We start from the raw sequence: 26,492 nt of genomic DNA on the forward strand, positions 1-26,492 counted from the left end.
CGACACCAATTGGCTCAGGTGCGCTCGGCCCAGGCAGCGCGGCTGAAAAATTTCATAGTGACCGCGTGGATGCTGCCATCGGCAATCCAAGGGTTCAAATGGGCATAGATGTTTTGCTGACGCTTGACGGGGCTCAGGCTGGCCATCTCGTCACTGATGATATTCAGCTGGAAATTGCAGCCTTGGCCTTCAACTTCCACCTGGATTTCGGGCAGCTTTCCTTCAAGGAAGCTCTTAACTTCTACAGCCTGCATGCTTAACCTCGATCGGCGCCCTACGCGCGCGGGTCGGCCATCATACAAAAAAGCCCATGCTATGCGAACCCCAACGAAGGGGTGCCAGACAAAGGGCTTTCCCGATAACCGCTATTAATGAATATCCAAAAGCTCGCTCAAGCCGGATACACGGGCAATTTCCCGCATATCCTCGGGCAATGACTGCACGCTGACCGACTTCCCCGCATCACTGGCGTCACGCATGAACGCCAGCAACAGGGCCAGCCCTACGCTGCTGGACTTCACCACGCCGGAGCAGTCCAGAATCAGGTTCGGTGCATCGCTGGACTTGATGAGGGCCGCGCCCTGCTTGCGCAGTTGCGGCCCGCTACGGTAATCCAGCACGCCCGTCAGCTGCAATTGCCCCGGCGAACCAAAGCGTACGGCAGACTCACTCATTGCGCAGACTTCTGCGCAGCTTCGGTCGTCACTTCCTTGGCCTTGGCGACTTCACCCGCCCAGCCATCGATGGTCTTGTCCAGGTCGTTGCCATTACGCTGCATGGCATCGGCGAACTGGTCACGGAACAGCTTGCCGATGTTGATGCCATTGATGATCACGTTACGTACTTTCCACTCACCGTTGATTTTCTCAAGGGTGTAGGAAACCGGATAAACCGCGCCGTTGTTGCCTTTGACCTGCATATCGACGCTGGTGCGATCAGCACCCTCATCCTTGGCAGGAGAAACGATGATGCCCTGGTTGTTGTATTCCAGCAGCGCATTGCCATAGAACTGCATCAGGCTGCGCTTGAAGTTTTCCTGGAAACGCTGCATCTGCTCAGGTGTAGCCTTGCGCGAGTACTTGACGGTCATGATGCTTCTGGAAATGCCGTCAGCATCCACTACCGGGCCAACGATACGGTTCAAGGCATCGTAGAACGCGCTCGGATTGGATTTGTACTGCTCTTTGTTGCTGGCCAGATCGCTCAGCAACTCCTTGGTGGTGCGATCTACCAGGTCATGAGCGGACGGAGTTGCCGCCGCATTTGCCATCATCGGCAGCACGGCCAGCAACACCAGCAGACCACGGCGCAGGATAGAGATCATTTAAAGCTCCTCATTTGGCTTCTTTACTCACGGTATTGAGCAGGAATTTCCCGATCAGGTCTTCCAGCACAAGCGATGACTGCGTGTCATGGATCGTGCTGCCGTCCTTGAGCAGGGACTGGTCACCGCCCACGCTGATACCAATGTATTTTTCACCGAGCAAGCCGGAAGTCAGGATCGAAGCGGTGGAGTCAGAAGGCAGGTTATCCACCTTTTTCTGGATCTCCAGCGTTACACGACCGGTAAAGGTGTCACGATCCAGATCGATTGCCGTTACCCGGCCGATCGGCACACCCGCCATGCTCACCTTGGCTCTGACAGTCAAACCGGCGATATTGTCGAAGTATGCGTAAAGTTTATAACTGTCATTGGTCGCACTGGCGCTCAAGCCGCTGACACGCAGGGCGAGCAATAGCAAAGCCAGTATCCCGGCCAGCAGGAACAGGCCGACACCGGTTTCGATTGCACGGTTTTGCATCAGAAATCTCCAAACATCAAGGCGGTCAGAATAAAGTCGAGGCCCAACACTGCCAGTGAGGCATATACAACCGTTTTGGTCGTGGCGCGGCTGATCCCTTCGGAAGTAGGTTCACAGTCATAGCCCTGGAAAACAGCGATCCAGGTCACCACGAAGGCAAAGACGACACTTTTGATAACACCATTGAGCACATCACTGGTGAAGGAAACGCTACTCTGCATGTTCGACCAGAAGGAGCCTTCATAGACACCCAGCCAGTCGATTGCGACCCACGAGCCGCCCCAGATTCCGACCACACTGAAAATGATCGCCAGCAGCGGCAGGGAAATGAACCCGGCCCACAGGCGTGGTGCAATGATGTACTTGAGAGGGTCGACACCGATCATTTCAAGGCTGGACAACTGCTCGGTGGACTTCATGTTGCCGATTTCCGCCGTCAGTGCGGAACCGGCACGCCCGGCAAACAGCAGCGCTGTCACCACGGGGCCCAACTCGCGCAGCAGGGTCAATGCGACCATCTGGCCCACGGCCTGCTCCGAACCGTATCTGGCCAGGATACTGAAACCCTGAAGGGCCAGTACCATGCCGATGAAAATGCCCGACACGACGATGATGACCAGAGACATCACGCCCACCGAGTACAACTGCTTGATCAACAGCGAAAAACCGCCGCCGATCCCGCCACGCCCCAGCAAGGCATGGCCCAGAAAGATGCCGGATCGCCCCAGCACTGCAACGGTATCAATGGCCGAACGCCCGAACAGGCGAATACGGTCCAGCAATGACTTATTGCGCATCAGCGCTTCCCCAAAAGATCTTCACGAAAATCCGGTGCCGGATAGTGAAACGGAACGGGGCCATCCGGCTCGCCGGTCATGAACTGACGAATGCGCGGATTATCCGAGGACATCAGTTCCTGCGGCGTACCCTGCCCCAACACCTGTCCGTCTCCGACGACGTAAAGGTAGTCCGCGATACTTGCTGTCTCGGAAAGATCATGAGACACCACGATACTGGTGATCCCCAGCGCATCGTTGAGCAAGCGGATCAGACGCACCAGAACCCCCATGGCTATCGGGTCCTGCCCGACAAAGGGTTCGTCGTACATGAGAATCTGCGGATCGAGAGCGATAGCACGGGCAAGCGCCACACGACGCTTCATGCCACCGGACAACTCGTCGGGCATCAGCTCGAGCGCGCCGCGCAAGCCCACTGCCTGCAACTTGAGCAGGACAATGTCGCGGATCATCTCTTCCGGCAACTGGGTGTGAACGCGCAAGGGAAAGGCGACGTTCTCGAAAACATCGAGATCGGTGAACAAGGCGCCGCTCTGGAACAGGACCCCCATGTTCTTGCGCGCATCGAACAGGTCGCTGCGTGACAGCTCGGGCAGGTTCTGGCCATTGACCCAGACCTCGCCCGAACTTGGCCGCAATTGCGCTCCCATGAGCCGAAGCAAGGTCGTCTTGCCACAGCCGGACGGCCCCATGATCCCGGTGACCTTCCCCTTGGGAATACGAATATCGACATCAGTGAATATGCTGCGCGTGCCGCGTTTGAAGGACACTCCTTTCAAATCGACCGCGTAGGCGTCATCGGCGCTCATCTAAACTCCTTGCGATACAGCTTCTCCCTTCTCCTGCCTGGCTCTCGCGAGACACAGACAGCACGGGCCAGCCGAACAAGCCGCGCACTATATCACCGCAGCAGCACGCCACCCAAGAAGAGAACCTGTTTGTTAGATACCCCACAGCACCTTGCAGACACCCTGTGCATGCTGAAATAAACCTGAGAACAGCCCTTGCAATAACCCCGAAAGGCTGAACAAGCCACTCCAGATACAACTCCATGACGATCAGACGTGAGGGAATCGTACATTACCGCTATAATCGCCGCCTTTCAGCAAGCCGACTAATTCAAGATATGACCCGATCCAGCGACCTGACTCAATCCGCGCAACGAACCATCCGCCTCGAAATGGAAGCCATACAAGGCTTGCTCGGCCATCTCGATGCCGATTTCGTGCGCGCGTGCGAAATGATTCTGGCCAGCAAGGGACGCGTCGTAGTGGTCGGCATGGGCAAGTCCGGACACATCGGCAGAAAGATCGCCGCGACCCTGGCCAGCACCGGCACGACCTCTTATTTCGTGCATCCCGCCGAAGCCAGCCATGGCGACATGGGCATGATTACCCGCGACGACATCATTCTGGCCCTGTCCAACTCCGGCACGACCAATGAAATCGTTACCCTGCTGCCACTGATCAAGCGTCTGGGCATCAAGATGATCAGCCTGACGGGCAACCCGGCCTCAGTCATGGCCAAGGCGGCCGACGTCAACCTCAACGTCCAGGTGGAACACGAAGCCTGCCCGCTGAACCTGGCACCCACGTCTTCGACTACCGCCGCCCTGGTCATGGGCGACGCCCTGGCTGTTGCCTTGCTCGAGGCGCGCGGCTTTACCGCAGAAGATTTCGCGTTCTCGCACCCCGGCGGCGCACTGGGCCGACGCCTGCTGCTCAAAGTCGAGAACATCATGCACACTGGCGACGCCCTGCCCAAGGTTCAGCGCGGCACCCCGCTACGCGATGCACTGCTGGAAATGACCCGCAAGGGCCTGGGCATGACCGCAATCGTCGACGCCGACGGCAAGCTGGCCGGGATCTTCACCGACGGCGACCTGCGCCGCACCCTGGATCGCCCGATCGACATTCGCGAAACCACTATAGATGAAGTCATGACCCTTCATGGCAAGACGGCCCGCGCAGAGATGCTCGCCGCCGAAGCCCTGAAAATCATGGAAGATCACAAGATCGGCGCGCTGATCGTCGTCGACGCCGATGACCGCCCGACCGGCGCCTTCAACCTGCAGGACCTGCTGCGAGCGGGTGTCATGTAATGGCGACTCTTCTGCTCTTTATGAATCAGGAACAAATCACCTGCCGGGGCAACGATCTGCCAGACTTGTCGCCTGCGCGCCAGGCAACATTGAAGCAGCCCGCCATGCGCCCTTATGGAAGCCTTTTCTATGTTCAGTAAGAAAATACGCACGATTCTGACTTTCGGGGTGCTGGCACTGCTGCTTGCTGCAGTCGGCTACTGGAACATCAGCCCGGAAAGCTTCATGGATCAGCCTGTCGCCGCCACCGACGACACCGCCATCGACTATTACGCCATCAATGCCCATAGCGTGCAGTACCTGCCCGACGGCAAGATGCAATACGACATGACTGCCGACAAGGTCGAACACGTCAAGGCAACGGACATCACCCTGCTGACCAAACCCGACCTGCACATGTACCGCGGCACCCTGTTCCCGTGGCACGTACAGAGCGAGCGTGGCGAAGTTTCGCCGGGCGGCACCGAAGTTGAACTGATCGACTCCGTACGTGTTGCACGTACCGATGAAAAGCAGCGTACGACTATCATTACCAGCAGTCGTATGACCGTATTCCCACAGAAGCAATATGCGCAGACCGAGCAAGTGGTTAGAATCGACGCCGCTGGCGGTGTAACGACAGCCAAGGGAATGAAAGCGTATTTGAACGACGGCAGGATGGACCTGCTGTCCAACGTAAGAGGACAGTATGAGTCTCGTTAAAACTCTTCCTTTTTTGCTCGGCCTGGGCGCAGCACTGGGAAGCGCGAGCGCCTGGTCCCTGCCAACCGACCGCGATCAGCCGATTCACATCCAGTCTGACGATGCGCAGCTCGATGACAAGAAAGGCGTTGCCACCTACAAGGGCAACGTGATCATCACTCAGGGTTCGATGAAGATCACCGGTAATACCGTGACCATCACTCGTAACGCACAGGGCGAAGTCGACGTATTCACCTCCGTCGGCAACCTGGCCTATTACGAGCAGAAACCCTCGGTAGACAAGCCGATCGTGCAGGCCTATGGCGTCACCATCCAGTATTACGCGGCACAGGATCGCATCGTACTGATCGACAAGGCCAAGGTCATCAACGATGGCAACACCTCCGAAGGCGAGAAGATCGTCTATGACACCGTGAAGCAGGTCGTCACCGCAGGCCGAGCCAATGGCGGCGCCAAAGTGACTGCACCGCGCCCACGGATCGACATGGTCATCCAGCCTAAAAAGAAAACCGAACAGCAGAAGGCCCAGTAAATGGCGACGCTTAAAGCCCAGCACCTGGCTAAAAGCTACAAGAGTCGTCAGGTCGTACGCGACGTAAGCCTGTCCATCGACAGCGGTCAGATCGTAGGCTTGCTCGGCCCCAACGGCGCCGGCAAGACGACCTGCTTCTACATGATCGTCGGTCTGGTACAGGCCGATCAGGGCCGCGTCCTGATTGATGACCTCGATGTCAGCCACCAGCCGATGCACGGCCGCGCCCGCGCAGGTATTGGCTATCTGCCTCAGGAAGCCTCGATCTTCCGCAAGCTGTCCGTAGCCGACAACATCATGGCCATCCTCGAAACCCGCAAGGAACTCGACTCAGCCGCTCGTCGCAAGGAGCTGGAAAGCCTGCTTCAGGAATTCCACATTACCCACATCCGCGACAACCTGGGCATGAGCCTTTCGGGTGGTGAGCGCCGCCGCGTGGAAATTGCCCGGGCACTGGCCACCGCACCCAAGTTCATCCTGCTCGACGAGCCTTTCGCAGGCGTAGACCCCATCTCGGTGGGCGATATCAAACAAATCATTCATCACCTCAAAGCCAAGGGCATCGGCGTGCTGATCACCGATCACAACGTGCGCGAAACCCTGGATATCTGCGAAACCGCCTACATCGTGAACGACGGGCAATTGATTGCCGAAGGCGACTCGGAAACCATTCTGGCCAACCAACTGGTGAAAGAGGTCTACCTCGGCCACGAGTTCCGCCTGTAGTCGATCCTGTGTGAGCTCTCTTGATGCGAGCTTTGCCTAAGCATCCTGTTGACAATGCATTTTTTGTCATGATGCTCTAGGCAAACACTTCAGATTCAGGCATATAACTTGCTTAAGCTGGCGCTTCGGCGCCCTGTAGTGGATGGCGCATGTGCGCCGGCGAATAAGGTGTTTAGCCCCTGCCATGAAACCATCGCTAGTCTTGAGAATGGGCCAGCAGCTGACGATGACACCGCAGCTGCAACAGGCTATCCGCTTGCTCCAGTTATCGACCCTGGACCTCCAGCAAGAGATTCAGGAAGCACTGGAATCCAATCCTATGCTGGAACGCCAGGAGGAAGGCGAGGACTTCGACAACTCCGACCCTCTGGCCGACAACATTGAGCAAAAGCCCAATACCGAGATCCAGGAGCCCAGCTATCAGGAATCCGCACCCACTGTGGACAATCTGGAAGAGGGCGAATGGAACGAGCGCATTCCAAACGAATTGCCCGTCGATACCGCCTGGGAAGATGTCTACCAGACCAGCGCCAGCAGCCTGCCCAGCAACGATGACGACGAATGGGACTTCACCACCCGCACGTCCGCGGGCGAAAGCCTGCAGAGCCATCTGCTGTGGCAATTGAACGTGGCGCCGATGTCCGACAAGGACCGGCTGATTGCCGTCACCCTGATCGACTGCATCAATAACCAGGGCTATCTCGACGAAACCCTCGAAGAAATCGTCGAAGCCTTCGATCCCGAACTGGATATCGAACTCGACGAGATCGAAGCCGTTCTGCACCGTATCCAGCAATTCGAGCCTGCCGGTATCGGCGCCCGCAACCTGAGCGAATGCCTGCTGCTGCAATTGCGCCAGCTACCGGCCAAGACCCGCTGGCTGAGCGAAGCCCAGCGCCTGGTCACCGACTATATCGACCTGCTGGGCAGTCGCGACTACACCCAGCTCATGCGGCGCATGAAGCTCAAGGAAGACGAACTGCGCCAGGTCATCGAACTGGTCCAGAGCCTCAACCCGCGCCCCGGCTCGCAGATCGAATCCACCGAAGCCGAATATGTCGTGCCCGATGTGATCGTGCGCAAGGACAACGAACGCTGGCTGGTGGAGCTGAATCAGGAATCCGTGCCACGCCTGCGGGTCAACCCGCAATATGCCGGTTTTGTGCGCCGGGCCGACACCAGCGCTGACAACACCTTCATGCGCAATCAGTTGCAGGAGGCCCGCTGGTTCATCAAGAGCCTGCAGAGCCGCAACGAAACCCTGATGAAGGTTGCCACCCAGATCGTCGAACATCAGCGCGGTTTTCTCGAGTATGGCGACGAAGCCATGAAGCCGCTCGTCCTGCACGACATCGCCGAAGCGGTGGGCATGCACGAGTCTACGATTTCCCGCGTGACCACCCAGAAGTTCATGCATACCCCAAGGGGTATTTACGAGCTGAAATACTTCTTTTCCAGCCACGTCAGCACCTCCGAAGGTGGGGAATGCTCTTCGACGGCCATCCGCGCAATCATCAAGAAACTGGTTGCAGCGGAAAATCAGAAAAAGCCGTTGAGTGATAGCAAGATCGCTGGTTTACTGGAGGCACAAGGCATTCAAGTAGCCCGTCGCACAGTAGCCAAGTACCGCGAGTCGCTCGGAATTGCACCTTCGAGTGAACGCAAGCGACTGATGTGATGCAGGCAGAGCCACAGCGTTCCAGCGGCAGGAATGAACTCCTGCTTCTTTATGCACTGGCAAAGGAGAAAGCTGTATGCAAGTCAATATCAGTGGACACCAACTGGAAGTGACCAAGCCCCTTCGCGAATACGTTGAGCTCAAGCTCAAGAAGCTCGAAGGGCATTTTGACAAGATTACTAACGTGCAGGTCACCCTGGCGGTCGAGAAGCTCAAGCAGAAGATCGAAGCCACACTGCACATCCATGGTGGAGAGGTCGTAGCCAACGCCGAACATGACGACATGTACGCGGCCATCGACCTTCTCACTGATAAGCTCGACAGACAATTGCTCAAGCATAAGGAGAAGCAGCAGAACATCCTTAAAGGTGCGACAGCTCGCTGACACTCATCCCAATGATCCGACTTGAAAACATCCTGACCCCCGGCCGTTCATGCGTGAACGTGTCGGGCGGCAGTAAAAAACGTGTACTCGAACAAATTGCCAACCTGATCGGTCGAGAAGTACCGAGCATGGACCAGCAAAGTGTGTTTGAAAGCCTTGTTGCCCGCGAAAAACTGGGATCTACCGGTTTTGGCAACGGCATTGCCATCCCCCATTGCCGCCTTGCAGGCTGTGAAACACCTGTGAGCGCAGTCATGCGCCTGGAATCGCCTATCGATTTCGACGCCATCGATGGTGCCCCGGTCGACCTGCTATTTGTCCTGCTCGTCCCGGAAGCGGCCACCGATGAACACCTGGAGCTGCTGCGCCAGATAGCCAGCATGCTTGACCGCACTGAAGTGCGTGACCGCCTACGCAGTGCCGAAAGCGGTGAAACGCTTTATCAAGTGGTACTGGACGTACAGAACGGACATTGAGCATGCGCCTGATCGTCGTGAGTGGTCGTTCGGGTTCTGGCAAGAGCACAGCGCTGAATGTGCTGGAAGACAACGGTTTCTATTGCGTAGACAACGTTCCTGCCGGCCTCCTTCCGGAACTGGCAGAGCGTGCGCTGATGAACAGCGAGCTGGCAGAGCCTCTGCTGGCAGTGTCCATCGATGCACGCAATCTCCCGAGCCACCTGACGCGTTTCCCGCAGATCCTCGCCGAACTTCGTGCACTCAATATCCAGTGCGACGTGCTCTACCTGGACGCCGACGAAGCGACGCTGCTCAAACGCTTCTCCGAAACCCGTCGTCGTCATCCGCTGAGCACGGCGAATCGTTCGCTGGCAGAAGCCATACACGACGAAACGACTCTGCTGGGGCCAATCATCGATCTGGCAGATCTCAAGATCAACACCACGCACCTGAACCTCTATCAACTACGCGACACCCTCAAGCTTCGCCTGCTGAACAGGCCTGAAGCCGGTACCGCCTTCCTGATCGAGTCGTTCGGTTTCAAGCGCGGCATGCCTGTGGACGCCGACGTCGTATTCGATGTGCGCTGCCTGCCCAATCCGTACTGGAAGCCTGAACTGCGCGATCATTCGGGCCTCGATGCTCCCGTTGTCGAATACCTGGCAGCCCAGCCTGATGTCGAAGAGATGTTCCAGGACATTTTTTCCTACCTCAACAAATGGCTGCCTCGCTTTGCTGCCAGCAACCGCTCGTACGTCACCATTGCCATTGGCTGCACAGGCGGGCATCACCGCTCCGTCTACCTGACAGAGCGCCTGGGTCAGGTCCTGCAACAATCACTCAAGAACGTTCAGGTCCGCCACCGCGACCTCAGCTGAAGGATTTTCACTGCGATGCCCGCTCGTCAAATCACCATTATCAACAAACTGGGCCTGCACGCCCGCGCAGCCGCCAAGTTCGTTGGTGTCGCAGGCAAGTTTCCTTGCCAGATCAGGGTTGGCCGCTCACCGGAGAGCATGGTCGACGGCAAAAGCATCATGGCCGTAATGATGCTGGCTGCCGGCAAAGGCACGGATATTCACCTGCTGACCGAAGGCGAAGGCGAGCAGGATGCCCTGGACGGACTGGTCGAACTGATCAATAACAAGTTCGATGAAGGCGAGTAAGGCGATTGGCTAATGCCTGGCAGTTAAGAGGCTGGGGCAAAATTCGTGGTGGGGCCTTGGCCGCGACAGTCATTTTCAGATGCTAAAAATGTGTTGCCTGTATACAGGCCGTCGCGGCCAAGGCCCCTCCACCTCGATAACATGTACGCACTGACTGAGGAGTCGCCCCTCAAACCAGCGCCGTATCCATCACCATCATCAAACAAAAACCTGCAATCAATCCCAAACTGGCAATCTTGTTATGCCCGTTCAGGCGGGACTCAGGGATGATTTCATGGGTCACCACCAGCAGCATTGCACCAGCCGCCAAGGCCAGGCCGAATGGTAGCAGTTGCTCGGCAATGCCCACCAGCCAGGCACCGAGCAGGGCAAAGAGCGGTTCGACGAGGCCAGAAGCCGCGCCAATCAGGAACGCCTTGCCGCGCGACATTCCAGCACCTGCCAGCACCATGGCGATCACCAGCCCTTCAGGCACGTCCTGCAAGGCAATGCCGATGGCCAGGCTATCAGCCTCCGACAGGCCACCACCCGCCGAAACGCCAATCGCCATGCCTTCCGGGATGTTGTGAGCCACGATGGCAATCACGAACAGCCAGATTCGCGGGGCAATCGCCGGATGTCCGGGCGTGCCACCCAGCGGCGAACCTCTGGAGACACTGTAATCCACCATGAACAGGCACAAGGCCCCCAGCACGATGCCCGCGCTGATCAGGCCACCCGCGCCCCAGGCAGAAAAACCAAGACCTTCGGCAGCTTCAAGCCCCGGCACAATCAGGGAAAACGCCGTCGCTGCCAGCATGACACCAGCACCGAAGCCGAGCAGCCCATCGGACACCATGATCGGCATGTTACGGATCACCAGTACCGGAACCGCCCCTAATGCCGTGCCCAGAGCACAGATCGCGCCGCCTTCCAGCGCCCGCATCAGGCGCGGCTCAAGGTCGAGCCAGGCCAGCCCTTGTGCGCCCAGCAATGCCATGCCGGCCAACAGCAGAACTGTCCCGATCGCCAGACGAAACAACCGCACGCTGCTGACTGTAAGTATTTCCGAACGCATAAACTGCCTTAGGTCTTTATTGGAGAATCAGGCCAAAGCGGCCTGGTAGCGCCGGGATACCTCATCCCAGTTGACCACGTTGTAGAACGCGTTGATGTATTCGGGGCGACGGTTCTGGTAGAGCAGGTAGTAAGCGTGTTCCCAGACGTCCAGGCCAAGGATCGGTGTGTTGCCGTTCATCAACGGGCTGTCCTGGTTACCACTGCTTTCCACCACGAGTTTTTTCTCGGGCGTCACGCTCAGCCAGGCCCAGCCACTGCCGAAACGGGTCAGGGCCGCTTTGGTGAAAGCGTCCTTGAAGCTGTCGAAACCGCCCAGTTGCTCATCGATAGCCTTGGCAACCTCGCCTTGAGGAAGACCACCGCCGCCAGGAACCATGACGGTCCAGAACAGGGAGTGGTTGGCATGGCCGCCACCTTGATTGATCACCGCCGGGCGCAGTTTTTCAGGCAATTGCTGAACGCTGGCCACCAGTTTCTCGATTGGCCACTCAGCGAACTCGGTGCCCTCGACAGCGGCGTTGAGGTTGTTGATGTAGGTCTGATGGTGTTTGGTGTAATGAATTTCCATGGTTTGCGCATCGATGTGCGGCTCCAGGGCATCGTAGGCGTAAGGCAGTGCAGGCAAGGTGTAAGGCATTTCAATGTGCTCCGTAGAAAAGGCCAGGAGTGGCGGCGGAATCTCGCTGCAACGATGAGCGCGTATGCTCGTTGTTGCTGTTCAGCAACCGATGCGTTCTTGGGTATTCGCCGTGCTCGCCGATGAAGCCCAACAGTTCGGCATAGGTCTTGTTGCTGTGGCGCAACGCGGCTTCGCGCAGGGCCTTGGGCAGACGCGGTTCCTGCATGGTTTGCAGCAGGTGTTGATGGATCGCGCACAAGTACTCGGCGCTCTCCTCAGGCTGACCCAGGCTCAGGTGCAGATCGGCCAGGTTGTGATGGGAAATGACACAGGCCGCCACCGCTTCATCGGCATCCGGCCAGCGTTCAAACAGCACTTGAGCCAGTGCCAGCGCCTGAAGGTAAAGCTCGCGGGCCTCGACCCACTCACCCTGATTGAAACAGCGATTGGCCAGTTCGATGGTGCGTTTCCAATGCTGCATGACATACCTCCAGGCGGGCTTGAATCAGATGCCGCCAGCAGTGAGTTTTTCGGGATTGAGCAGCACTTCCAACTGATTACGCTGCAAATCGGTGTGCTCAAGGGCTACATCGATGATCGGACGTCCTTGCTGGTACGCCTTCTTGGCGATTTCGGCGGCCTTCTGGTAGCCGATGATCGGATTGAGCGCCGTCACCAGGATCGGATTACGCGACAACGCTTCCTGGAGCTTAGCTTCGTTGACCTTGAAGCTGGCTATCGCCTTATCAGCCAACAGACGACTGGAGTTGGCCAGTAATTCGATACTACTGAGCAGGTTCTGGGCGATGATCGGCAGCATCACATTCAACTCGAAGTTGCCGGACTGCCCCGCCACGGTAATTGCCGCATCGTTGCCGATGACCTGCGCAGCAACCATTGCGGTCGCTTCCGGGATCACCGGATTGACCTTGCCCGGCATGATCGACGAGCCAGGCTGCAAGGCTTGCAGCTCGATCTCACCCAGGCCGGCCAGCGGGCCGGAGTTCATCCAGCGCAAGTCGTTGGCGATTTTCATCAGGGAAACCGCTGTTGCCTTGAGCTGCCCGGACACCGCCACGGCGGTGTCCTGGGAACCGATCAGGGCAAAAAGATCCTTGCCGGGCTCGAACTGCACGCCACTCAAAGCGCTCAGGTGCGTGCTGAAACGCTTTGCAAACTCAGGATGCGCGTTGATGCCGGTGCCGACCGCTGTGCCACCTTGAGCCAGCGCCTGCAAGCTTGGCTGCAACCCTTGCAGGTGTTCGACATTGGCGCGAATCTGCTGCGCCCAGCCGTTCAGGACCTGGCTCAAGCGAACCGGCATGGCATCCATCAAGTGGGTACGGCCGGTCTTGACGAAAGCGTGCACCTGCACAGCCTTGTGCTCGGTGACCTGAACCAGATGATTCAGGGCCGGCAACAGTTGTTCGTGCAAGGCCAGGGCAGCGCTGACGTGGATAGTCGTCGGAATGATGTCGTTGCTGCTCTGGCCACAGTTGACGTGATCGTTCGCGTTAACCGTCTCACCCAGCACGCGGGTCGCCAGGGTGGCAATCACCTCGTTGGCGTTCATGTTGGTGCTGGTGCCGGAACCCGTCTGGTAGATATCCACCGGGAAGTGAGTCATGAAATCACCGGCCAGCAGCTCCTTTACAGCGCTGACGATGGCTTTGCTCTGCCCTTCGCTGATCTGCTCCAGCTCAAGGTTGGCTTGAGCCGCTGCCGCCTTGGCCAGCAACAGCGCACGAATGAACTGCCTGGGCATGCGCTGCTGGCTGATCGGAAAGTTATCCACCGCACGCTGAGTCTGTGCGCCATACAAGGCCTCGGCCGGGACTTGCAGCTCGCCCATGCTGTCGCGTTCGATACGGGTATTACTCATCGGAATGTCCTTGCACCAGTTCAGTGAGAGAAATCGAAGGCTGCAAAACGCAGGACGCCAGTTGATGCGCACAGGCTGCCCAGCGTTGCTGTCGTGCGGGTGTGGAGGCCAGCGCCTTTACGTCGCGCAACGGCCGCCAGGCCTGATCCAGACACAGGCAGCGCCAATGCCACGGCAAGACCGTGTCGCGTGCGGTGTCCATCAACAGGCGGAATGTGGTTTCGGCGATAAGCGTCTGGGGTGTAGCCGTGAAACGCGCCAGATAGCGCCCTTCAGCCAGGTAATGATCGATGAGGCGCGGTTCATCAGGCTCAAGGGCACAACGAATCCGCAGACTCAGACCGCGCCAGTTTTCCAGGTAAGGCAGCTCGTGTAACACAGACCCCATGACCGCATCTCATTTCGGAAATGATATTCATTATTGAATGAGATTAAGAATCAAAACAAGTGTGGAGTTTTTGCGAACCGAAAGAGGAGGATATGAAAGGGGAATTGAGGGATGGTTTTTCGCGAATGAATTCGCTCCCACTGCAGGAGCGAATTCATTCGCGAAGAGGAGATTTAGCTACCCGCGACAGTCATGCGCTCAATCAGCACCGAGCCTGTGCGAATGTTGCTGCGCAATTCAAGATCGCTGCCAATCGCGACAATCTGTTTGAACATGTCGCGCATATTGCCGGCAATGGTCACTTCCTGAACCGGGAACTGGATCTCGCCATTCTCGACCCAGAAACCCGCCGCGCCACGGGAGTAATCACCGGTCACGATGTTCAGGCCACTGCCCATCAATTCGGTGACCAACAGGCCGCGCCCCATGCGGCGGATCAGTGCAGCCTGATCTTCGCTGCCATGAGTGACGAACAGGTTATGCACGCCACCGGCGTTCGCCGTGCTGGGCAAGCCCAGTTTTCGGCCCGAATAAGTGCTCAGGACATAAGAAACCAGCGTACCGTTTTCCACGAACGGCTTGGCATAAGTCGCCAGACCATCACCATCAAAAGCAGAACTGCCCATGGCGCGCATCAGGTGCGGACGCTCATCGATGGTCAGCCACTCAGGGAACAGCCGCTCCCCCAGAGTGCCTTCAAGGAAGGAAGACTTGCGGTACAGGTTGCCACCGGCAATGGCTGACAACAGGCTGCCGAACAGTCCGCCCGCCATCTCGGCCGAGAACAGCACCGGAACCTCGCAGGTCGGAACAGGACGCGCGCCCAGACGACTGGCAGCACGTTGTGCAGCCTTGCGACCAATGCTCTGGGGATCAGCAAGCAGAGTGCCGATACGGTTGACGTCGTACCAGTAATCACGCTGCATCTGGCCTTCACCTTCGGCGATCATCACGCAACTGAGGCTGTGACGTGTCGAAGCGTAACCACCGATGAAACCATTGCTGTTGCCATAGACCCGGCAACCCTGATGGGCGTTGAGCGTGGTGCCATCGGCGTTCTTGATCCGGCTGTCAGCGTCAAACGCTGCGGCTTCACAGATCAAGGCCTGCTCGATGGCTTGCTCCGGGGTGATGTCCCAGGCATGGAACAGATCGAAATCCTTGTTCTCCCTGGCCATCAACGCAGCATCGGCAAGGCCGGAGCTTTCGTCCTCGGAAGTATGTTTGGCGATGGCCAAGGCTGCTGCCACGGTTTCGCGAATGGCGTCTGCGCCACTGGCCGAGGTGCTGGCCGAGCCTTTGCGCTGACCCAGGTACAAGGTGATACCAAACCCCTGGTCGCGGTTGAACTCTACGGTTTCCACTTCGCGCTGACGAACGGATGTCGACAGCCCCTGCTCCAGCGACACGGCAACTTCACAGGCACTGGCGCCCTGGCGCCTGGCTTCGGCAATGATCTGCTCGACCTGTTCCTGCAGTTCGGGCAAGGCCTGAGGGCCGACGCTTTGGGTTGCACTCATGATTTTCTCCATCAAATTCTGCTTTCGGCACACGCCGAATACCGACCGGACCGGACAAGCGGCCCTCGACTGGTTATCATGGCGGCGTTTATTTGCGGACGGCCCCCATGGTTGATTCTTACGACGACTCCCTCGACGGGGAGAAAAGCAAAAGCCAGGTAAAACGCGAGCTGCATGCTCTGGTTGATCTTGGCGAGCGACTGACGACATTCAAACCCGATGTACTGGCCAAGCTGCCTCTGACCGACGCCTTGCGCAAGGCTCTGGCGGATGCGCCGAAGCACACCGCGCACATTGCCCGCAAGCGCCACATCCAGTTCATCGGCAAGCTGATGCGCGATCAGGACCAGGAAGCCATTCTGGAATTGCTGGACCAACTCGATGCCTCCACTCGCCAGTACAACGAACGCTTCCACGCTCTGGAGCGCTGGCGTGATCGCCTGATCTCGGGCAACGACGACGACCTGGAAAAGTTCGTCATCGACTACCCGGACGCTGACCGCCAGCAACTGCGCTCATTGATCCGTCAGGCTCAACACGAAGTTGCACGCAACAAACCGCCGGCCACCAGCCGCAAAATCTTCAAATACATCCGTGATCTGGACGAGATTCAACGCGGTCTGCGTTGATCACGACCCTGGGGCTGATCGCAAGGGTCAGCCCCGTCACACCCTCACCCGCCAGTGCCACCGACCGTGATCGCATCGATCTTCAGGGTCGGCTGACCAACACCCACCGGTACTGACTGGCCATCCTTGCCACACACGCCCACACCGCTGTCGAGGGACATGTCGTTGCCGACCATCGACACTCGGCTCATGGCTTCCGGCCCGTTGCCGATCAGGGTCGCCCCCTTGACCGGAGCGGTGATCTTGCCGTCCTCGATCAGGTAGGCTTCGCTGGTGGAAAACACGAACTTGCCGCTGGTGATGTCGACCTGACCACCGCCCAGGTTGGCGCAATAAATACCTTTCTTCACCGAAGCGATGATTTCCTGTGGATCACTCTCGCCGCCCAGCATGTAGGTGTTGGTCATGCGTGGCATCGGCAGGTGTGCATAGGATTCGCGACGACCGTTGCCCGTGCGGGCGACGCCCATCAGGCGCGCATTGAGCTTGTCCTGCATGTAGCCCTTGAGAATGCCATTCTCGATCAGGGTTGTGCATTCGGTCGGCGTGCCTTCGTCATCCACGCTCAGCGAGCCACGACGCCCGGCCAGCGTTCCGTCATCGACGATGGTGCAAAGGCTGGAAGCAACCTTTTCGCCAATCCTGCCGCTATAGGCCGAACTGCCCTTGCGGTTGAAGTCGCCCTCAAGGCCATGCCCGACCGCTTCGTGCAGCAGTACACCGGACCAGCCGGAACCCAGCACCACAGGCAAGGTGCCCGCCGGTGCCGGAATCGCTTCAAGGTTGACCAGTGCCTGACGCAGCGCCTCGCGGGCGTAGCCCATGGCTCGGTCTTCAGCGAGAAAATAACGGTAGTCGGTACGTCCGCCGCCGCCATGACCGCCGCGCTCGCGACGACCATTCTGCTCGACGATGACGCTGACATTGAAACGCACCAGCGGCCGCACATCGGAGGCGAGCGTGCCATCGGCGGCAGCCACCAGAACCTGCTCCCAGACGCCGGACATGCTCACCGACACCTTCTGGATACGCGGGTCCAGAGCACGGGTGGCAACATCGACGCTCTTGAGCAGTTCGACCTTCTCGGCACGGGTCAGCACTTCCAGCGGGTTATCCGGTGCATACAACCGGGCCACATCCTGAGAAGTGAATGCCTGGACCCGGCCATTCTGGCCTGCACGGGAAATCGAGCGAGCGGCACGGGCCGCCGTGTTCAAGGCTTCCAGAGTGATCGCGTTGCTGTAGGCGAAACCGGTTTTCTCACCCGACTGCGCACGCACGCCGACACCCTGGTCAAGGTTGAAGCTGCCTTCCTTGACGATGCCGTCCTCAAGAGACCAGGACTCCGAGATCATCCCCTGAAAGTAGAGGTCAGCCGCATCGATTCCCGGGCCGGCCAGCTCGCCCAGAACCGATTGCAGGCTATCCAGAGTCAAGCCACCGGGCGCCAGAAGATGTTCGCTGACAGAGGACAAGCCACTCATATTCACTCCGAAGCAGGCCGCACGGCGTCCTGCGAAAAAAAGCGCCGGTGACTGGACACCGGCATCCGCGCCCGTATGGACGCCTGTTCTTCATTGTCCCGTTCAGCCAGCAGCACAGCTTCACCCTGTTCCTGCCGACTCAGCACGCGACCCCATGGATCGACAATTGCCGCGTGCCCGTAGGTTTCCCGAGGCCCCGGATGAGTCCCACCCTGGGCGGCCGCCAGCAGATAACACTGGGTTTCGATGGCGCGTGCCCTGATCAGGACTTCCCAATGCGCCGCGCCGGTCACTGCCGTGAAGGCCGACGGCGCGGTAATCAATTCAGCCCCGGCTTCGCGCAGGGCGGTGTAAAGCTCCGGGAAGCGCAGGTCGTAACAGACACTCAGGCCCAAACGGCCCACAGGGGTGTCGGCAACCACCACGTTGTTCCCATGAGCATAGTCATCGGACTCACGATAGCGACCGCGATTGTCCGCGACGTCGACATCGAACAGGTGCAGCTTGTCGTAGCGGGCCACCTGCTCGCCCTGCTCGTCCACCAGCAATGAGCAGGCCGTGACCTTGCCCTCCGGCTGGTCATCGGGCGGCAGTGGCAATGTTCCGGCGACAATCCATAACTTGAGGTCACGGGCAGCCAGTTTCAACCATGGCAGGATCGGGCCTTGTCCACGGGCCTCGGCGCGGCCGATATCGGCAACGTCACGACGCCCCATGGCGGCAAAGTTCTCGGGCAACACCGCAAGGCGCGCACCGCTTTCGGCTGCTTGCTCCAACAGCCTGCGGGCCTGGGCAAGATTGCCCTGCACGTCGCTCTGGCTGACCATCTGAATCACGGCAAAAGACATGACGCTTCCCTTAAATGGCCTGCCGCCACTGTACTCCATGACGCGCTATTGAGGTTTTTCAAAAGGCTTGTCGAACGTGATTTTCGGTTCTTTCCATGGCCCTTCGACCTTGTACTGCACGCTGGCAAAACGCGCAACGCGATCGCCCAGCAACTTGTCCACCAGAAACAGCGCACCACCGATGGCCGGAGCACCGACAATCAGCGCGGCAATCGGCAGGTTGTTGGTCACCGGCAAGGTCACCAGCAGCTTGGCATCGACCCGGTCACGCACCATGTCCAGCGTGCCGTTGAGTTCAAGATTGCTCGACGGCCCTGTCAGGGTAATGGGCTTGCGCGTGACGTAAACGCCGTCACTGGCCACCAGCAAACCTTTGACCCGATCGTAACTCAGGCCTTTGCCCAGCAGGTCGGAGAAGTCCAGGCGCAGACGACGGCCAATGGAGTTGAAGTTCAGCAAGCCGAACACCCGCAAAGCCTGAGCGCCGCCTTCCACTTCAACGAACTGGCCCTGACGCAATGTGGCGTCCAGGCTACCGGAGAAACGCTTGAGCCCAACCCAGGCAGGCGAACCCGGCCAGCGTCCATCGGCGTCCATCTCGAAGCTTTCGCTGGTGACCGTGGGCGCAAAGCCCCAGGCCTTGAGGACGTCAGCCAGATTGTTGCCGCTGATCTGCCCCTTGAACCAACTGCTGCTCGTGCCGGGCGCGCCTTCCCAACTGCCTTCGCCCTTGAGCAGCATGCCCTTGAGTTCAAGGTTCATATCGGACAGGCGAATACCGGTCGCCGAAGGCCTGATCTTCAAGGCCCAGCTCCCCAGCAATTGATCACCCTGGAACAACTGGGCAACCCTGATATCCGTCGCGGGAATCTTGCCCGGATCAACATCGGCCAGTGGGTCAGGCGGATTTTCGACCACGGCAGCGTTTGGATCGGGAGCTGGCAAGCGCACATAAAGCAGATCGATGCCAATGGGTACGGATTTGCTGTCGGGCAACGTGGCCGAGCCCTTGACCAGCGCGCTGTCCAGAGACAACGCCCAGGCAGCGGCATTGCGCTGCAACTGCACCCGGACCTGATCCAGAGTCGTGCCCATTGCCGTCAGCTTGCCGACCTGCAGGTCCACACCACTGAGCAACTGCTTGGCACTGCCGCCAGGATCGTTACCCGAATAGCGCTGTGCAATGGCCTGCCAGGGCGCTACGTCCAGCTCCGACAGGTTGCCGCGTATGCGCAAGCCCTTGGCATCGGGAACCACAGCGCTACCCTGGCCCAGAAACAGCTCTCCGCGCCCTTCGGCCAGCTTGCCAGCCGGCGTGGCAAAAGCCAGATTCGCCAACCCGCCATAAGCTGCATCAAAGCGCCGCTCGGCGCCCTGCAGCGTCATGTGAAACTCACTGTCACGCTCTTCTTCGGCGGCCTTGCCGAACGGTGCTGGCAGATCGACCGTCACGCCTTTGAGCCCGGAATTGATGAGCAACGAGCTGTCGCCCTCGTTGAGGGTCAGTTGCAGTTGATAAGGCAAGTCGCCTGAAACCGGCAACGGCTGAGTAATGCCCAGCCATTCGGTGAGCTTTTTCAGTGCTACCTGCCCGCTGCCAGCAACACGAGTCACGTTGGCGCCAGGCTTGCCTTCGGCAAAGACCTCGGCCGTCACCGGGCGATCAAACACTTGGGCACGAATCCCCTTGCCGCTTACACCCTTGGCACTGTCGAAGCGGAAATCGCCTTTGAGCTGAGTCAGCTCCAGCACCGGATCGGCGATCTTCAAACGTGCGCCTTCAGTACTGAAATCCACCGCGACCTTGGGTTCAACTCCCTTGGCCAGCGGGATATCCAGCTTCAGCTTGCCCTTGAGCGGCCCTTCGCCCTGCCAGCCCGCAAAGGTGCTGCCAGTGCCGATGGGCGCTTCCTGGAGAATCTTCATGCCGTCGGCCACAGTGCCGGCAAACTCGCCATCCACCAGCAGATGACTCGGCTGCCCGGCCGGAGCGTGGGGAATGTTCACCACGACTTTACTGACCTGGGTATTGAGCAATTGCCCTTTACTGGCCTTGACCCTCACGCCGCTGTTTTCCACATAGACCTGACCATCGACGCCCTTGAGCGATGGCCAGCCCGGCTGGAAGTCCAGAGTGGCGTCATGCACATCGAAAAACAGGCTGATGACGCGGGCCGTATCCGGCGAACCATGGTTAAGCGAACCCTGATACTGGAAATAGCCCTGGTTGACCGCACCGCCCACTACCGCCGTGCGTAACCACTTGTCCAGTTCCGGGCTCAGCACGGCTGGCAGGTACTTGCCGGTATAGCGGCCATCGCCATCGACCATGCCGACCCGCAGGTCCATGTAGTCTTCCTGATCGTGGTTGAAATGCAGACGGATCAGGAAGTCGGCGGCAATCTTGCCCTCCTCCCCCAGCACCTTGATGTACGGTGCGATGAGGGTGAAGCCCTGATCATCCAGCTTCCAGGTCAGGCGTGCGTTGGCTTTCAGGTAATGCCAGGGATTCTTGAAGATCGGGTCCAGATGCAGCATGAAGTCATCGGTGGCCAGACGCAGTTCGCCCTGCCCCAGATCGCCGCTGATGGCGCCACTGACGTTTCCGGCTGCCGGAGCGCCGTGATAGGCATTGAAACCCACCTTGTCCAGATTGGCAGCAAAGCTCAGACGCTTGTCGCCCACCGCCTGAGGCCGGTAATCGAGCAGCACATTGCGCAGCCCACCGGTAGCCTTGAGATTGTTGAGCGCCGTGCGAAAACCTTCCGGCAGCGGCGCGACGGAATCGAGCAGCGGCGTGACCGGTGTCAGATCCAGCCTGTCGGCCTGCACATGCCAGAGTTCTTCCTGACCATCGGTGGCAACCGTCTGGGTCAGCTTCAAACGGCTTTCCCAGCGATCCTTGCCCAGACTCATGGCCAGCGAATCCAGAGTCAGGTCAAAACCTGTATCGCTGCGCTGGAACCAGGCATTGAGGGCCAGATTGTCGATGACTGCGGGCTTTCGCTCGGCATAACCCGTCTTGATCTGTGGTGCATTGAGACGCGCGACACCACGTTGAACAGTCCCCTTGCCCCAGCTCAGCCAGAACTCGCCACCGGTCTTGAGCGTGGAAACCTTCCATTCACGGGTCAGGGCCTTGGGCAGCCACTTGGCCCAGTCGCTCTGAGGCAGGCTCAGATACAGATCGGCTTCGCCGTCCTTCCACTGGCTGGCCTGGATTCGCGAGCGCAGGTTCAGGCTCAGCGGTTGGCCGTCCGGAAGGGTCATGCGCGCATCGAGGCGCTGATGATAGCTGCCAGTGAGCAGAGTGAAGTTGACATAGGTAAGGGTCAGCGGCGATTCGTCGAAAGGCTGCAGTGTCACCTGGCTGTCGAGCAGCGACAGGCGCGACACAACCTGCATCTGGTTGAGCAGCTTCTCGGGGTCGAGGGAGGCGTTGTCCTGAACAGGCAGCCCCTGGACTGCCCAGGCCCCGTCCTTGTCCTGCGTGAAAATGACCTGCAGGCCGCCGACCTCAAGATGAGCGATACGCACATCCCGGGCTTTCAGGCTGCCCAGAATATCGGGCAACACCGTGACCTGATCAAGACGCAAGGCACTGGAGCCCTCGCCCACCATCACATCATGGGCAACCAGCACCGGAGAAAACCCACTCCAGCGTCCTTCCAGACTGCCAATGCTCAACGGCATGCCAAGGGCTGCACTGGCACGAGTCTCCACGTCGACCCGGTACTCGGCGACCATGGGCATCAACTGACGCCCGAGGCTTACATACAAGGCAGCCAGAATCAGCGCCAGCGCGCAAAGACCCAGCCCCCAGCGAGTCAGGGCAGAAAAGAAACGGGACAGACGCTCCATTCAGAGAGCCCTCCGCAATAAAGCCCGGCAGTCAGCGTTGCTGAAATGAACCCGGTTTAGTACTGCAGGTGCGGCCCGGTACAGGTTTTGCTCATTTACCACGCATCATTCTCGTTATAAGGGCGTACGGCTCGTCGTCGTGGGCATCACGCTTTCACGATACGAGCAACTTCAGAGCAGCACCACGTCATATTGTTCCTGTGAATACATGGTTTCTACCTGAAAACGAATGGTGCGTCCGATAAAGCTCTCCAGCTCCGCCACATTGCCCGACTCTTCATCAAGCAGTCGGTCAACCACGCGCTGGTTGGCCAGTACCCGATAACCCACCGCCTGATAGGCCCGGGCTTCGCGCAGGATTTCGCGGAAAATCTCGTAACAGATGGTTTCCGGCGTCTTGAGCTTGCCGCGTCCCTGACAGCAGTGGCAGGGCTCACACAATACTTGCTCCAGACTTTCACGGGTGCGCTTGCGGGTCATCTGCACCAGACCAAGCTCGGTGATGCCAATGATGTTGGTCTTGGCGTGATCACGCTCCAGCTGTTTTTCCAGGGTGCGCAGGACCTGACGCTGGTGCTCGCCATCTTCCATATCGATAAAATCGATGATGATGATGCCACCCAGATTGCGCAGACGCAGTTGCCGCGCAATGGCCGTCGCGGCCTCCAGGTTGGTCTTGAAAATGGTTTCTTCCAGATTGCGATGGCCGACGAACGCGCCGGTGTTGACGTCAATGGTGCTCATGGCCTCGGCAGGGTCGACCACCAGATAGCCACCCGACTTGAGCGGCACCTTGCGCTCCAGCGCCTTCTGGATTTCGTCTTCCACACCGTACAGATCAAAGATCGGACGCTCACCGGGGTAATGTTCCAGACGGTCGGCGATTTCCGGCATCAGCTCGGCCACGAACTGCGTGGTTTTCTGGAAGGTTTCCCGGGAGTCGATACGGATCTTCTCGATACGCGGGCTGACCAGATCGCGCAGTGTGCGCAGCGCCAGGCCAAGATCCTCGTAGATCACGTTGGGCGGACTGATGGTCTTGATCTGCTCGCCGATCTGGTCCCACAGCCTGCGCAGATAACGGATGTCCATAAGGATTTCGTCGGCGCCCGCACCTTCGGCGGCGGTACGCAGGATAAAGCCGCCTGCTTCCTTGATGCCTTCCAGTGCCACGCAATCGCTGACGACTTTCTTGAGTCGCTCGCGCTCACCTTCATCCTCGATCTTCAGGGAAATACCCACGTGAGCCGTGCGCGGCATGTACACCAGATAGCGCGACGGAATCGACAATTGCGTGGTCAGGCGTGCGCCCTTGCTGCCAATCGGGTCCTTGGTGACCTGCACGACCAGACTCTGGCCTTCATGGACCAGGGAGCTGATGGTTTCCACTGCCGGGCCTTCACGCATGGAGATTTCCGACGCATGAATGAAGGCTGCACGATCCAGACCGATATCGATGAACGCGGCCTGCATGCCGGGCAGCACCCGCACCACCTTGCCTTTGTAGATATTGCCGACGATGCCGCGACGCTGGGTCCGCTCGACATGGACCTCCTGCAGGACACCGTTTTCCACCACTGCCACCCGCGACTCCATCGGGGTGATATTGATCAGAATCTCTTCACTCATGGCTTTTCACCTTCCAGGCATTGCCAACAGGGTATGCCGAAACTGCCCAGCAGTTCTGCGGTTTCGCACAGAGGTAGCCCAACGACTCCAGAATAGCTGCCATGCAGCTCTTCGACGAAAATCGCTGCAAGGCCTTGGACAGCATAACTGCCCGCCTTGTCCTGAGGCTCGCCGCTGGCCCAGTAGGTCCGGGCTTCATGGGGTTCGACAGGGCGAAAGCGCACGCGACTGGTCACGATGCGAGCCTCGCTGCGCTGGCGATCGACCAGCGCAATGGCGGTCAGTACCTGATGTTCACGCCCGGAAAGAGCAGCCAGCATTGCCAGCGCATCGGACTGATCCACCGGTTTGCCCAGAATGCGACCATCAAGCACCACAGCGGTATCGGCACCCAGCACGCAAGCGTCTTCATCGCCCAGCAAGGCCAGACCGGCCGCGGCCTTGCCACGCGCCAGACGCTCGACATAGGCCGTCGGGGCTTCATCGTTCAGAGGGGTTTCGTCGATTTGCGCACTGAGCGCAGTGAAAGGCACACCGATCTGAGTGAGCAGTTCACGCCGGCGCGGTGAGCCAGAGGCCAGATAGAGCAAGGGCATAAGGACATCTCCGTGTCTGTGACGATAAGCGCAGCACGACGCAGTCCTGCGCTCACGCTGCGCTTAGTTGATTTTCAAACGCTTGCTCAACCCACGCAGACCATAACTCACCCATGGCCACAACAAGGCGCTGACCAGTGCGGGCAGCACGAGCGCCAGGGTTGGCTGTCGATTGCCGTTCAAGGCGCTGATCCACAGCTGCACGAGCTGCGCCAGACCAAAGACCACCAGCAGCACCAGGCATTGCTGCCACATGGGGAACATGCGCAGACGTTGCTGCAAAGACATGACCAGAAACGCGATCAACGTCAGGATCAAGGCGTTCTGACCCAGATAATTGCCGTATAGCACGTCTTCCATCAAGCCCAGCAGCCAGGCAGTGGTCATGCCGACCTTTTGCGGCAGAGCAAGGACCCAGAAACTCAAAAGCAACGCCAGCCACAGCGGACGAAAAATTTCCATGAACTGCGGCAGTGGCGAAATACTCAGCAACAGGCCGATGGCGAAGGTGAACCAGACCACCCAGCCATTGCGCCCGGAAACATGACTAACCATCGATTCGCTCCCGAGAGTTGGAAGGTGCAGACGCAGGAGGCTGTGACGTGGCAGGTCTTGCAGCAGGCCGCGCCGGGGCTTGCTGGGTTGCCGGAGCCGGGGTTGCAGCCGGAGCCGAAGCACCCTGGGCAGCCGGCCTGGCGTGAGTGGTGCTGGTCGGGAACGATGGAACCGTTGGCATCGGCACCATCGGGAAAGCCGGTGACAGCGGTGGAATCGTTGGCGCGACGGTCGGCTCAAGGCCTTTATCGATGGACTCCTGGGCCTGCGCCGCATCAGCCGCGCGCTCTTCCGGAGAGCGGCCATCGGAGAACACCAGCAGCAGATAGCGACTGCGGTTCAAGGCAGCAGTGGGAACGGCGCGCACAATGGCAAACGGCTGCCCGGAGTCATGAATGACTTCCTTGACGGTTGCTACCGGATAACCCGCCGGGAAGCGCTGACCGAGGCCGGAACTGACCAGCAGATCGCCTTCCTTGATGTCAGCGGTATCCGCCACATGCCGCAACTCCAGGCGTTCCGGGTTACCGGTGCCGCTGGCAATGGCGCGCAGGCCATTGCGGTTGACCTGCACGGGAATGCTGTGGGTGGTGTCCGTCAGTAACAGGACACGCGAGGTGTAGGGCATCAGTTCGACCACCTGCCCCATCAGGCCACGGGCATCGAGCACCGGCTGGCCCAGGACAACGCCATCGCGCTCGCCCTTGTTGATGATGATGCGGTGGGTGAAGGGGTTCGGGTCCATGCCGATCAACTCGGCGACTTCGACCTTCTCGTTGACCAGCGCCGAAGAGTTGAGCAACTCGCGCAGGCGAACGTTCTGCTCGGTCAGTGCCGCCAGCTTTTGCAGGCGACCTTGCAGGAGCAGGGTTTCGGTCTTGAGTTTCTCATTTTCGGCGATCAGCTCGGTACGGCTGCCGAACTGGCTGGCAACGCCCTGAAACATGCGCTGCGGCAGATCGACGATCCAGTAGGTCTGCATCAATACCAGCGACATCTGGCTGCGCACGGGCTTGAGGATCGTGAAGCGTGCGTCCACCACCATCAACGCGACCGACAGCACGACCAGTACCAG

Annotated in this window: 29 protein-coding genes; 10 read left to right on the forward strand and 19 right to left on the reverse strand. The window is 59.0% G+C overall.

Annotated features, from left to right (window positions below):
• Positions 1–14 precede the first annotated feature (14 nt).
• From CKW23_RS13645 to CKW23_RS13670, 6 genes are all read right to left on the reverse strand, one after another.
• Complete coding sequence (locus tag CKW23_RS13645) at positions 15–254, reverse strand: BolA family protein (protein WP_025261768.1); 240 nt, start codon at positions 252–254, stop codon at positions 15–17.
• Positions 255–368: 114 nt separating this feature from the next.
• Complete coding sequence (locus tag CKW23_RS13650) at positions 369–674, reverse strand: lipid asymmetry maintenance protein MlaB (RefSeq protein ID WP_025261769.1); 306 nt, start codon at positions 672–674, stop codon at positions 369–371.
• Positions 671–1,324 (reverse strand): phospholipid-binding protein MlaC, encoded by a 654-nt coding sequence (locus CKW23_RS13655; protein ID WP_025261770.1) that lies wholly within the window; start codon positions 1,322–1,324, stop codon positions 671–673. Before CKW23_RS13655 ends, CKW23_RS13650 begins: the two co-directional genes overlap by 4 nt.
• 10 nt (positions 1,325–1,334) lie before the next feature.
• Entirely contained in the window at positions 1,335–1,802 is a 468-nt protein-coding gene (mlaD, locus tag CKW23_RS13660; protein WP_025261771.1) for an outer membrane lipid asymmetry maintenance protein MlaD, read from the reverse strand.
• Complete coding sequence (mlaE, locus tag CKW23_RS13665; RefSeq protein ID WP_025261772.1) at positions 1,802–2,599, reverse strand: lipid asymmetry maintenance ABC transporter permease subunit MlaE; 798 nt, start codon at positions 2,597–2,599, stop codon at positions 1,802–1,804. Before mlaE ends, mlaD begins: the two co-directional genes overlap by 1 nt.
• Positions 2,599–3,408: an ATP-binding cassette domain-containing protein gene (locus CKW23_RS13670; RefSeq protein ID WP_025261773.1), complete on the reverse strand. Its 810-nt coding sequence runs from the start codon at positions 3,406–3,408 to the stop codon at positions 2,599–2,601. The genes mlaE and CKW23_RS13670 overlap by 1 nt, the downstream gene beginning before the upstream one ends.
• Before the next feature lie 317 nt (positions 3,409–3,725).
• Between CKW23_RS13670 and CKW23_RS13675 the strand changes: the two genes are divergently transcribed.
• From CKW23_RS13675 to CKW23_RS13715, 9 genes are all read left to right on the forward strand, one after another.
• Positions 3,726–4,700 (forward strand): KpsF/GutQ family sugar-phosphate isomerase, encoded by a 975-nt coding sequence (locus CKW23_RS13675; RefSeq protein ID WP_025261774.1) that lies wholly within the window; start codon positions 3,726–3,728, stop codon positions 4,698–4,700.
• A 129-nt stretch (positions 4,701–4,829) separates the two neighbouring features.
• Positions 4,830–5,402, forward strand: a complete 573-nt coding sequence (gene lptC / locus CKW23_RS13680; protein WP_025261775.1) for an LPS export ABC transporter periplasmic protein LptC — start codon at positions 4,830–4,832, stop codon at positions 5,400–5,402.
• Positions 5,389–5,934, forward strand: coding sequence for a lipopolysaccharide transport periplasmic protein LptA (gene lptA, locus CKW23_RS13685; RefSeq protein ID WP_025261776.1), 546 nt, complete (start codon positions 5,389–5,391; stop codon positions 5,932–5,934). The genes lptC and lptA overlap by 14 nt, the downstream gene beginning before the upstream one ends.
• The gene (lptB, locus tag CKW23_RS13690; RefSeq protein WP_025261777.1) at positions 5,935–6,660 is read left to right on the forward strand and encodes an LPS export ABC transporter ATP-binding protein; all 726 of its coding nucleotides are present in this window, start codon (positions 5,935–5,937) and stop codon (positions 6,658–6,660) included.
• Between the two features lie 184 nt (positions 6,661–6,844).
• The gene (locus CKW23_RS13695) at positions 6,845–8,338 is read left to right on the forward strand and encodes an RNA polymerase factor sigma-54 (protein WP_025261778.1); all 1,494 of its coding nucleotides are present in this window, start codon (positions 6,845–6,847) and stop codon (positions 8,336–8,338) included.
• Between the two features lie 76 nt (positions 8,339–8,414).
• On the forward strand, positions 8,415–8,723 hold the full coding sequence (gene hpf, locus CKW23_RS13700) for a ribosome hibernation-promoting factor, HPF/YfiA family (protein WP_025261779.1): 309 nt from the start codon (positions 8,415–8,417) through the stop codon (positions 8,721–8,723).
• Positions 8,724–8,734: 11 nt separating this feature from the next.
• On the forward strand, positions 8,735–9,199 hold the full coding sequence (gene ptsN, locus CKW23_RS13705; protein ID WP_025261780.1) for a PTS IIA-like nitrogen regulatory protein PtsN: 465 nt from the start codon (positions 8,735–8,737) through the stop codon (positions 9,197–9,199).
• Between the two features lie 2 nt (positions 9,200–9,201).
• On the forward strand, positions 9,202–10,059 hold the full coding sequence (gene rapZ, locus CKW23_RS13710) for an RNase adapter RapZ (RefSeq protein ID WP_025261781.1): 858 nt from the start codon (positions 9,202–9,204) through the stop codon (positions 10,057–10,059).
• Positions 10,060–10,074: 15 nt separating this feature from the next.
• A complete protein-coding gene (locus CKW23_RS13715) occupies positions 10,075–10,347 on the forward strand; it encodes an HPr family phosphocarrier protein (protein WP_025261782.1) in 273 nt (90 codons plus the stop codon).
• 169 nt (positions 10,348–10,516) lie between these two features.
• On the opposite strand, the gene CKW23_RS13720 is transcribed toward CKW23_RS13715, so the two are convergent.
• The 6 genes from CKW23_RS13720 to pmbA all read right to left on the reverse strand — a co-directional run bounded on the left by CKW23_RS13720 (position 10,517) and on the right by pmbA (position 15,815).
• Positions 10,517–11,404, reverse strand: coding sequence for a ZIP family metal transporter (locus CKW23_RS13720; RefSeq protein WP_025261783.1), 888 nt, complete (start codon positions 11,402–11,404; stop codon positions 10,517–10,519).
• 27 nt (positions 11,405–11,431) lie between these two features.
• A complete protein-coding gene (locus CKW23_RS13725) occupies positions 11,432–12,043 on the reverse strand; it encodes a superoxide dismutase (protein WP_025261784.1) in 612 nt (203 codons plus the stop codon).
• Position 12,044: 1 nt separating this feature from the next.
• Complete coding sequence (locus CKW23_RS13730; protein ID WP_025261785.1) at positions 12,045–12,506, reverse strand: tetratricopeptide repeat protein; 462 nt, start codon at positions 12,504–12,506, stop codon at positions 12,045–12,047.
• Between the two features lie 24 nt (positions 12,507–12,530).
• Positions 12,531–13,907 (reverse strand): lyase family protein, encoded by a 1,377-nt coding sequence (locus CKW23_RS13735; RefSeq protein ID WP_025261786.1) that lies wholly within the window; start codon positions 13,905–13,907, stop codon positions 12,531–12,533.
• Complete coding sequence (locus CKW23_RS13740; RefSeq protein WP_025261787.1) at positions 13,900–14,295, reverse strand: hypothetical protein; 396 nt, start codon at positions 14,293–14,295, stop codon at positions 13,900–13,902. Before CKW23_RS13740 ends, CKW23_RS13735 begins: the two co-directional genes overlap by 8 nt.
• Before the next feature lie 173 nt (positions 14,296–14,468).
• On the reverse strand, positions 14,469–15,815 hold the full coding sequence (pmbA, locus tag CKW23_RS13745) for a metalloprotease PmbA (RefSeq protein WP_025261788.1): 1,347 nt from the start codon (positions 15,813–15,815) through the stop codon (positions 14,469–14,471).
• Between the two features lie 107 nt (positions 15,816–15,922).
• On the opposite strand from pmbA, the gene yjgA reads away from it, so the two are divergent.
• Positions 15,923–16,444 (forward strand): ribosome biogenesis factor YjgA, encoded by a 522-nt coding sequence (yjgA, locus tag CKW23_RS13750; protein ID WP_025261789.1) that lies wholly within the window; start codon positions 15,923–15,925, stop codon positions 16,442–16,444.
• Positions 16,445–16,488: 44 nt separating this feature from the next.
• On the opposite strand, the gene tldD is transcribed toward yjgA, so the two are convergent.
• The 7 genes from tldD to mreC all read right to left on the reverse strand — a co-directional run bounded on the left by tldD (position 16,489) and on the right by mreC (position 26,492).
• Entirely contained in the window at positions 16,489–17,928 is a 1,440-nt protein-coding gene (gene tldD, locus CKW23_RS13755; RefSeq protein WP_025261790.1) for a metalloprotease TldD, read from the reverse strand.
• 2 nt (positions 17,929–17,930) lie between these two features.
• Positions 17,931–18,776 (reverse strand): carbon-nitrogen hydrolase family protein, encoded by an 846-nt coding sequence (locus CKW23_RS13760; protein WP_095067727.1) that lies wholly within the window; start codon positions 18,774–18,776, stop codon positions 17,931–17,933.
• A 45-nt stretch (positions 18,777–18,821) separates the two neighbouring features.
• Positions 18,822–22,637: a YhdP family protein gene (locus CKW23_RS13765; protein WP_095067728.1), complete on the reverse strand. Its 3,816-nt coding sequence runs from the start codon at positions 22,635–22,637 to the stop codon at positions 18,822–18,824.
• A 171-nt stretch (positions 22,638–22,808) separates the two neighbouring features.
• On the reverse strand, positions 22,809–24,266 hold the full coding sequence (gene rng, locus CKW23_RS13770; RefSeq protein ID WP_025261793.1) for a ribonuclease G: 1,458 nt from the start codon (positions 24,264–24,266) through the stop codon (positions 22,809–22,811).
• Complete coding sequence (locus CKW23_RS13775) at positions 24,263–24,862, reverse strand: nucleoside triphosphate pyrophosphatase (RefSeq protein WP_025261794.1); 600 nt, start codon at positions 24,860–24,862, stop codon at positions 24,263–24,265. The genes rng and CKW23_RS13775 overlap by 4 nt, the downstream gene beginning before the upstream one ends.
• Before the next feature lie 63 nt (positions 24,863–24,925).
• The gene (mreD, locus tag CKW23_RS13780) at positions 24,926–25,417 is read right to left on the reverse strand and encodes a rod shape-determining protein MreD (protein ID WP_025261795.1); all 492 of its coding nucleotides are present in this window, start codon (positions 25,415–25,417) and stop codon (positions 24,926–24,928) included.
• The gene (mreC, locus tag CKW23_RS13785) at positions 25,410–26,492 is read right to left on the reverse strand and encodes a rod shape-determining protein MreC (RefSeq protein ID WP_371856570.1); all 1,083 of its coding nucleotides are present in this window, start codon (positions 26,490–26,492) and stop codon (positions 25,410–25,412) included. The genes mreD and mreC overlap by 8 nt, the downstream gene beginning before the upstream one ends.

The sequence above is a fragment of the Pseudomonas sp. Irchel 3A18 genome (assembly GCF_900187465.1).
Classification (GTDB): Bacteria; Pseudomonadota; Gammaproteobacteria; order Pseudomonadales; family Pseudomonadaceae; genus Aquipseudomonas; species Aquipseudomonas cichorii.

Coding starts and splice junctions, on each gene's coding strand:
- CKW23_RS13645 (WP_025261768.1), bottom strand. CDS start 254: ATGCAGGCTGTAGAAGTTAAGAGCTTCCTTGAAGGAAAGCTGCCCGAA.
- CKW23_RS13650 (WP_025261769.1), bottom strand. CDS start 674: ATGAGTGAGTCTGCCGTACGCTTTGGTTCGCCGGGGCAATTGCAGCTG.
- CKW23_RS13655 (WP_025261770.1), bottom strand. CDS start 1,324: ATGATCTCTATCCTGCGCCGTGGTCTGCTGGTGTTGCTGGCCGTGCTG.
- mlaD (WP_025261771.1), bottom strand. CDS start 1,802: ATGCAAAACCGTGCAATCGAAACCGGTGTCGGCCTGTTCCTGCTGGCC.
- mlaE (WP_025261772.1), bottom strand. CDS start 2,599: ATGCGCAATAAGTCATTGCTGGACCGTATTCGCCTGTTCGGGCGTTCG.
- CKW23_RS13670 (WP_025261773.1), bottom strand. CDS start 3,408: ATGAGCGCCGATGACGCCTACGCGGTCGATTTGAAAGGAGTGTCCTTC.
- CKW23_RS13675 (WP_025261774.1), top strand. CDS start 3,726: ATGACCCGATCCAGCGACCTGACTCAATCCGCGCAACGAACCATCCGC.
- lptC (WP_025261775.1), top strand. CDS start 4,830: ATGTTCAGTAAGAAAATACGCACGATTCTGACTTTCGGGGTGCTGGCA.
- lptA (WP_025261776.1), top strand. CDS start 5,389: ATGAGTCTCGTTAAAACTCTTCCTTTTTTGCTCGGCCTGGGCGCAGCA.
- lptB (WP_025261777.1), top strand. CDS start 5,935: ATGGCGACGCTTAAAGCCCAGCACCTGGCTAAAAGCTACAAGAGTCGT.
- CKW23_RS13695 (WP_025261778.1), top strand. CDS start 6,845: ATGAAACCATCGCTAGTCTTGAGAATGGGCCAGCAGCTGACGATGACA.
- hpf (WP_025261779.1), top strand. CDS start 8,415: ATGCAAGTCAATATCAGTGGACACCAACTGGAAGTGACCAAGCCCCTT.
- ptsN (WP_025261780.1), top strand. CDS start 8,735: ATGATCCGACTTGAAAACATCCTGACCCCCGGCCGTTCATGCGTGAAC.
- rapZ (WP_025261781.1), top strand. CDS start 9,202: ATGCGCCTGATCGTCGTGAGTGGTCGTTCGGGTTCTGGCAAGAGCACA.
- CKW23_RS13715 (WP_025261782.1), top strand. CDS start 10,075: ATGCCCGCTCGTCAAATCACCATTATCAACAAACTGGGCCTGCACGCC.
- CKW23_RS13720 (WP_025261783.1), bottom strand. CDS start 11,404: ATGCGTTCGGAAATACTTACAGTCAGCAGCGTGCGGTTGTTTCGTCTG.
- CKW23_RS13725 (WP_025261784.1), bottom strand. CDS start 12,043: ATGCCTTACACCTTGCCTGCACTGCCTTACGCCTACGATGCCCTGGAG.
- CKW23_RS13730 (WP_025261785.1), bottom strand. CDS start 12,506: ATGCAGCATTGGAAACGCACCATCGAACTGGCCAATCGCTGTTTCAAT.
- CKW23_RS13735 (WP_025261786.1), bottom strand. CDS start 13,907: ATGAGTAATACCCGTATCGAACGCGACAGCATGGGCGAGCTGCAAGTC.
- CKW23_RS13740 (WP_025261787.1), bottom strand. CDS start 14,295: ATGGGGTCTGTGTTACACGAGCTGCCTTACCTGGAAAACTGGCGCGGT.
- pmbA (WP_025261788.1), bottom strand. CDS start 15,815: ATGAGTGCAACCCAAAGCGTCGGCCCTCAGGCCTTGCCCGAACTGCAG.
- yjgA (WP_025261789.1), top strand. CDS start 15,923: ATGGTTGATTCTTACGACGACTCCCTCGACGGGGAGAAAAGCAAAAGC.
- tldD (WP_025261790.1), bottom strand. CDS start 17,928: ATGAGTGGCTTGTCCTCTGTCAGCGAACATCTTCTGGCGCCCGGTGGC.
- CKW23_RS13760 (WP_095067727.1), bottom strand. CDS start 18,776: ATGTCTTTTGCCGTGATTCAGATGGTCAGCCAGAGCGACGTGCAGGGC.
- CKW23_RS13765 (WP_095067728.1), bottom strand. CDS start 22,637: ATGGAGCGTCTGTCCCGTTTCTTTTCTGCCCTGACTCGCTGGGGGCTG.
- rng (WP_025261793.1), bottom strand. CDS start 24,266: ATGAGTGAAGAGATTCTGATCAATATCACCCCGATGGAGTCGCGGGTG.
- CKW23_RS13775 (WP_025261794.1), bottom strand. CDS start 24,862: ATGCCCTTGCTCTATCTGGCCTCTGGCTCACCGCGCCGGCGTGAACTG.
- mreD (WP_025261795.1), bottom strand. CDS start 25,417: ATGGTTAGTCATGTTTCCGGGCGCAATGGCTGGGTGGTCTGGTTCACC.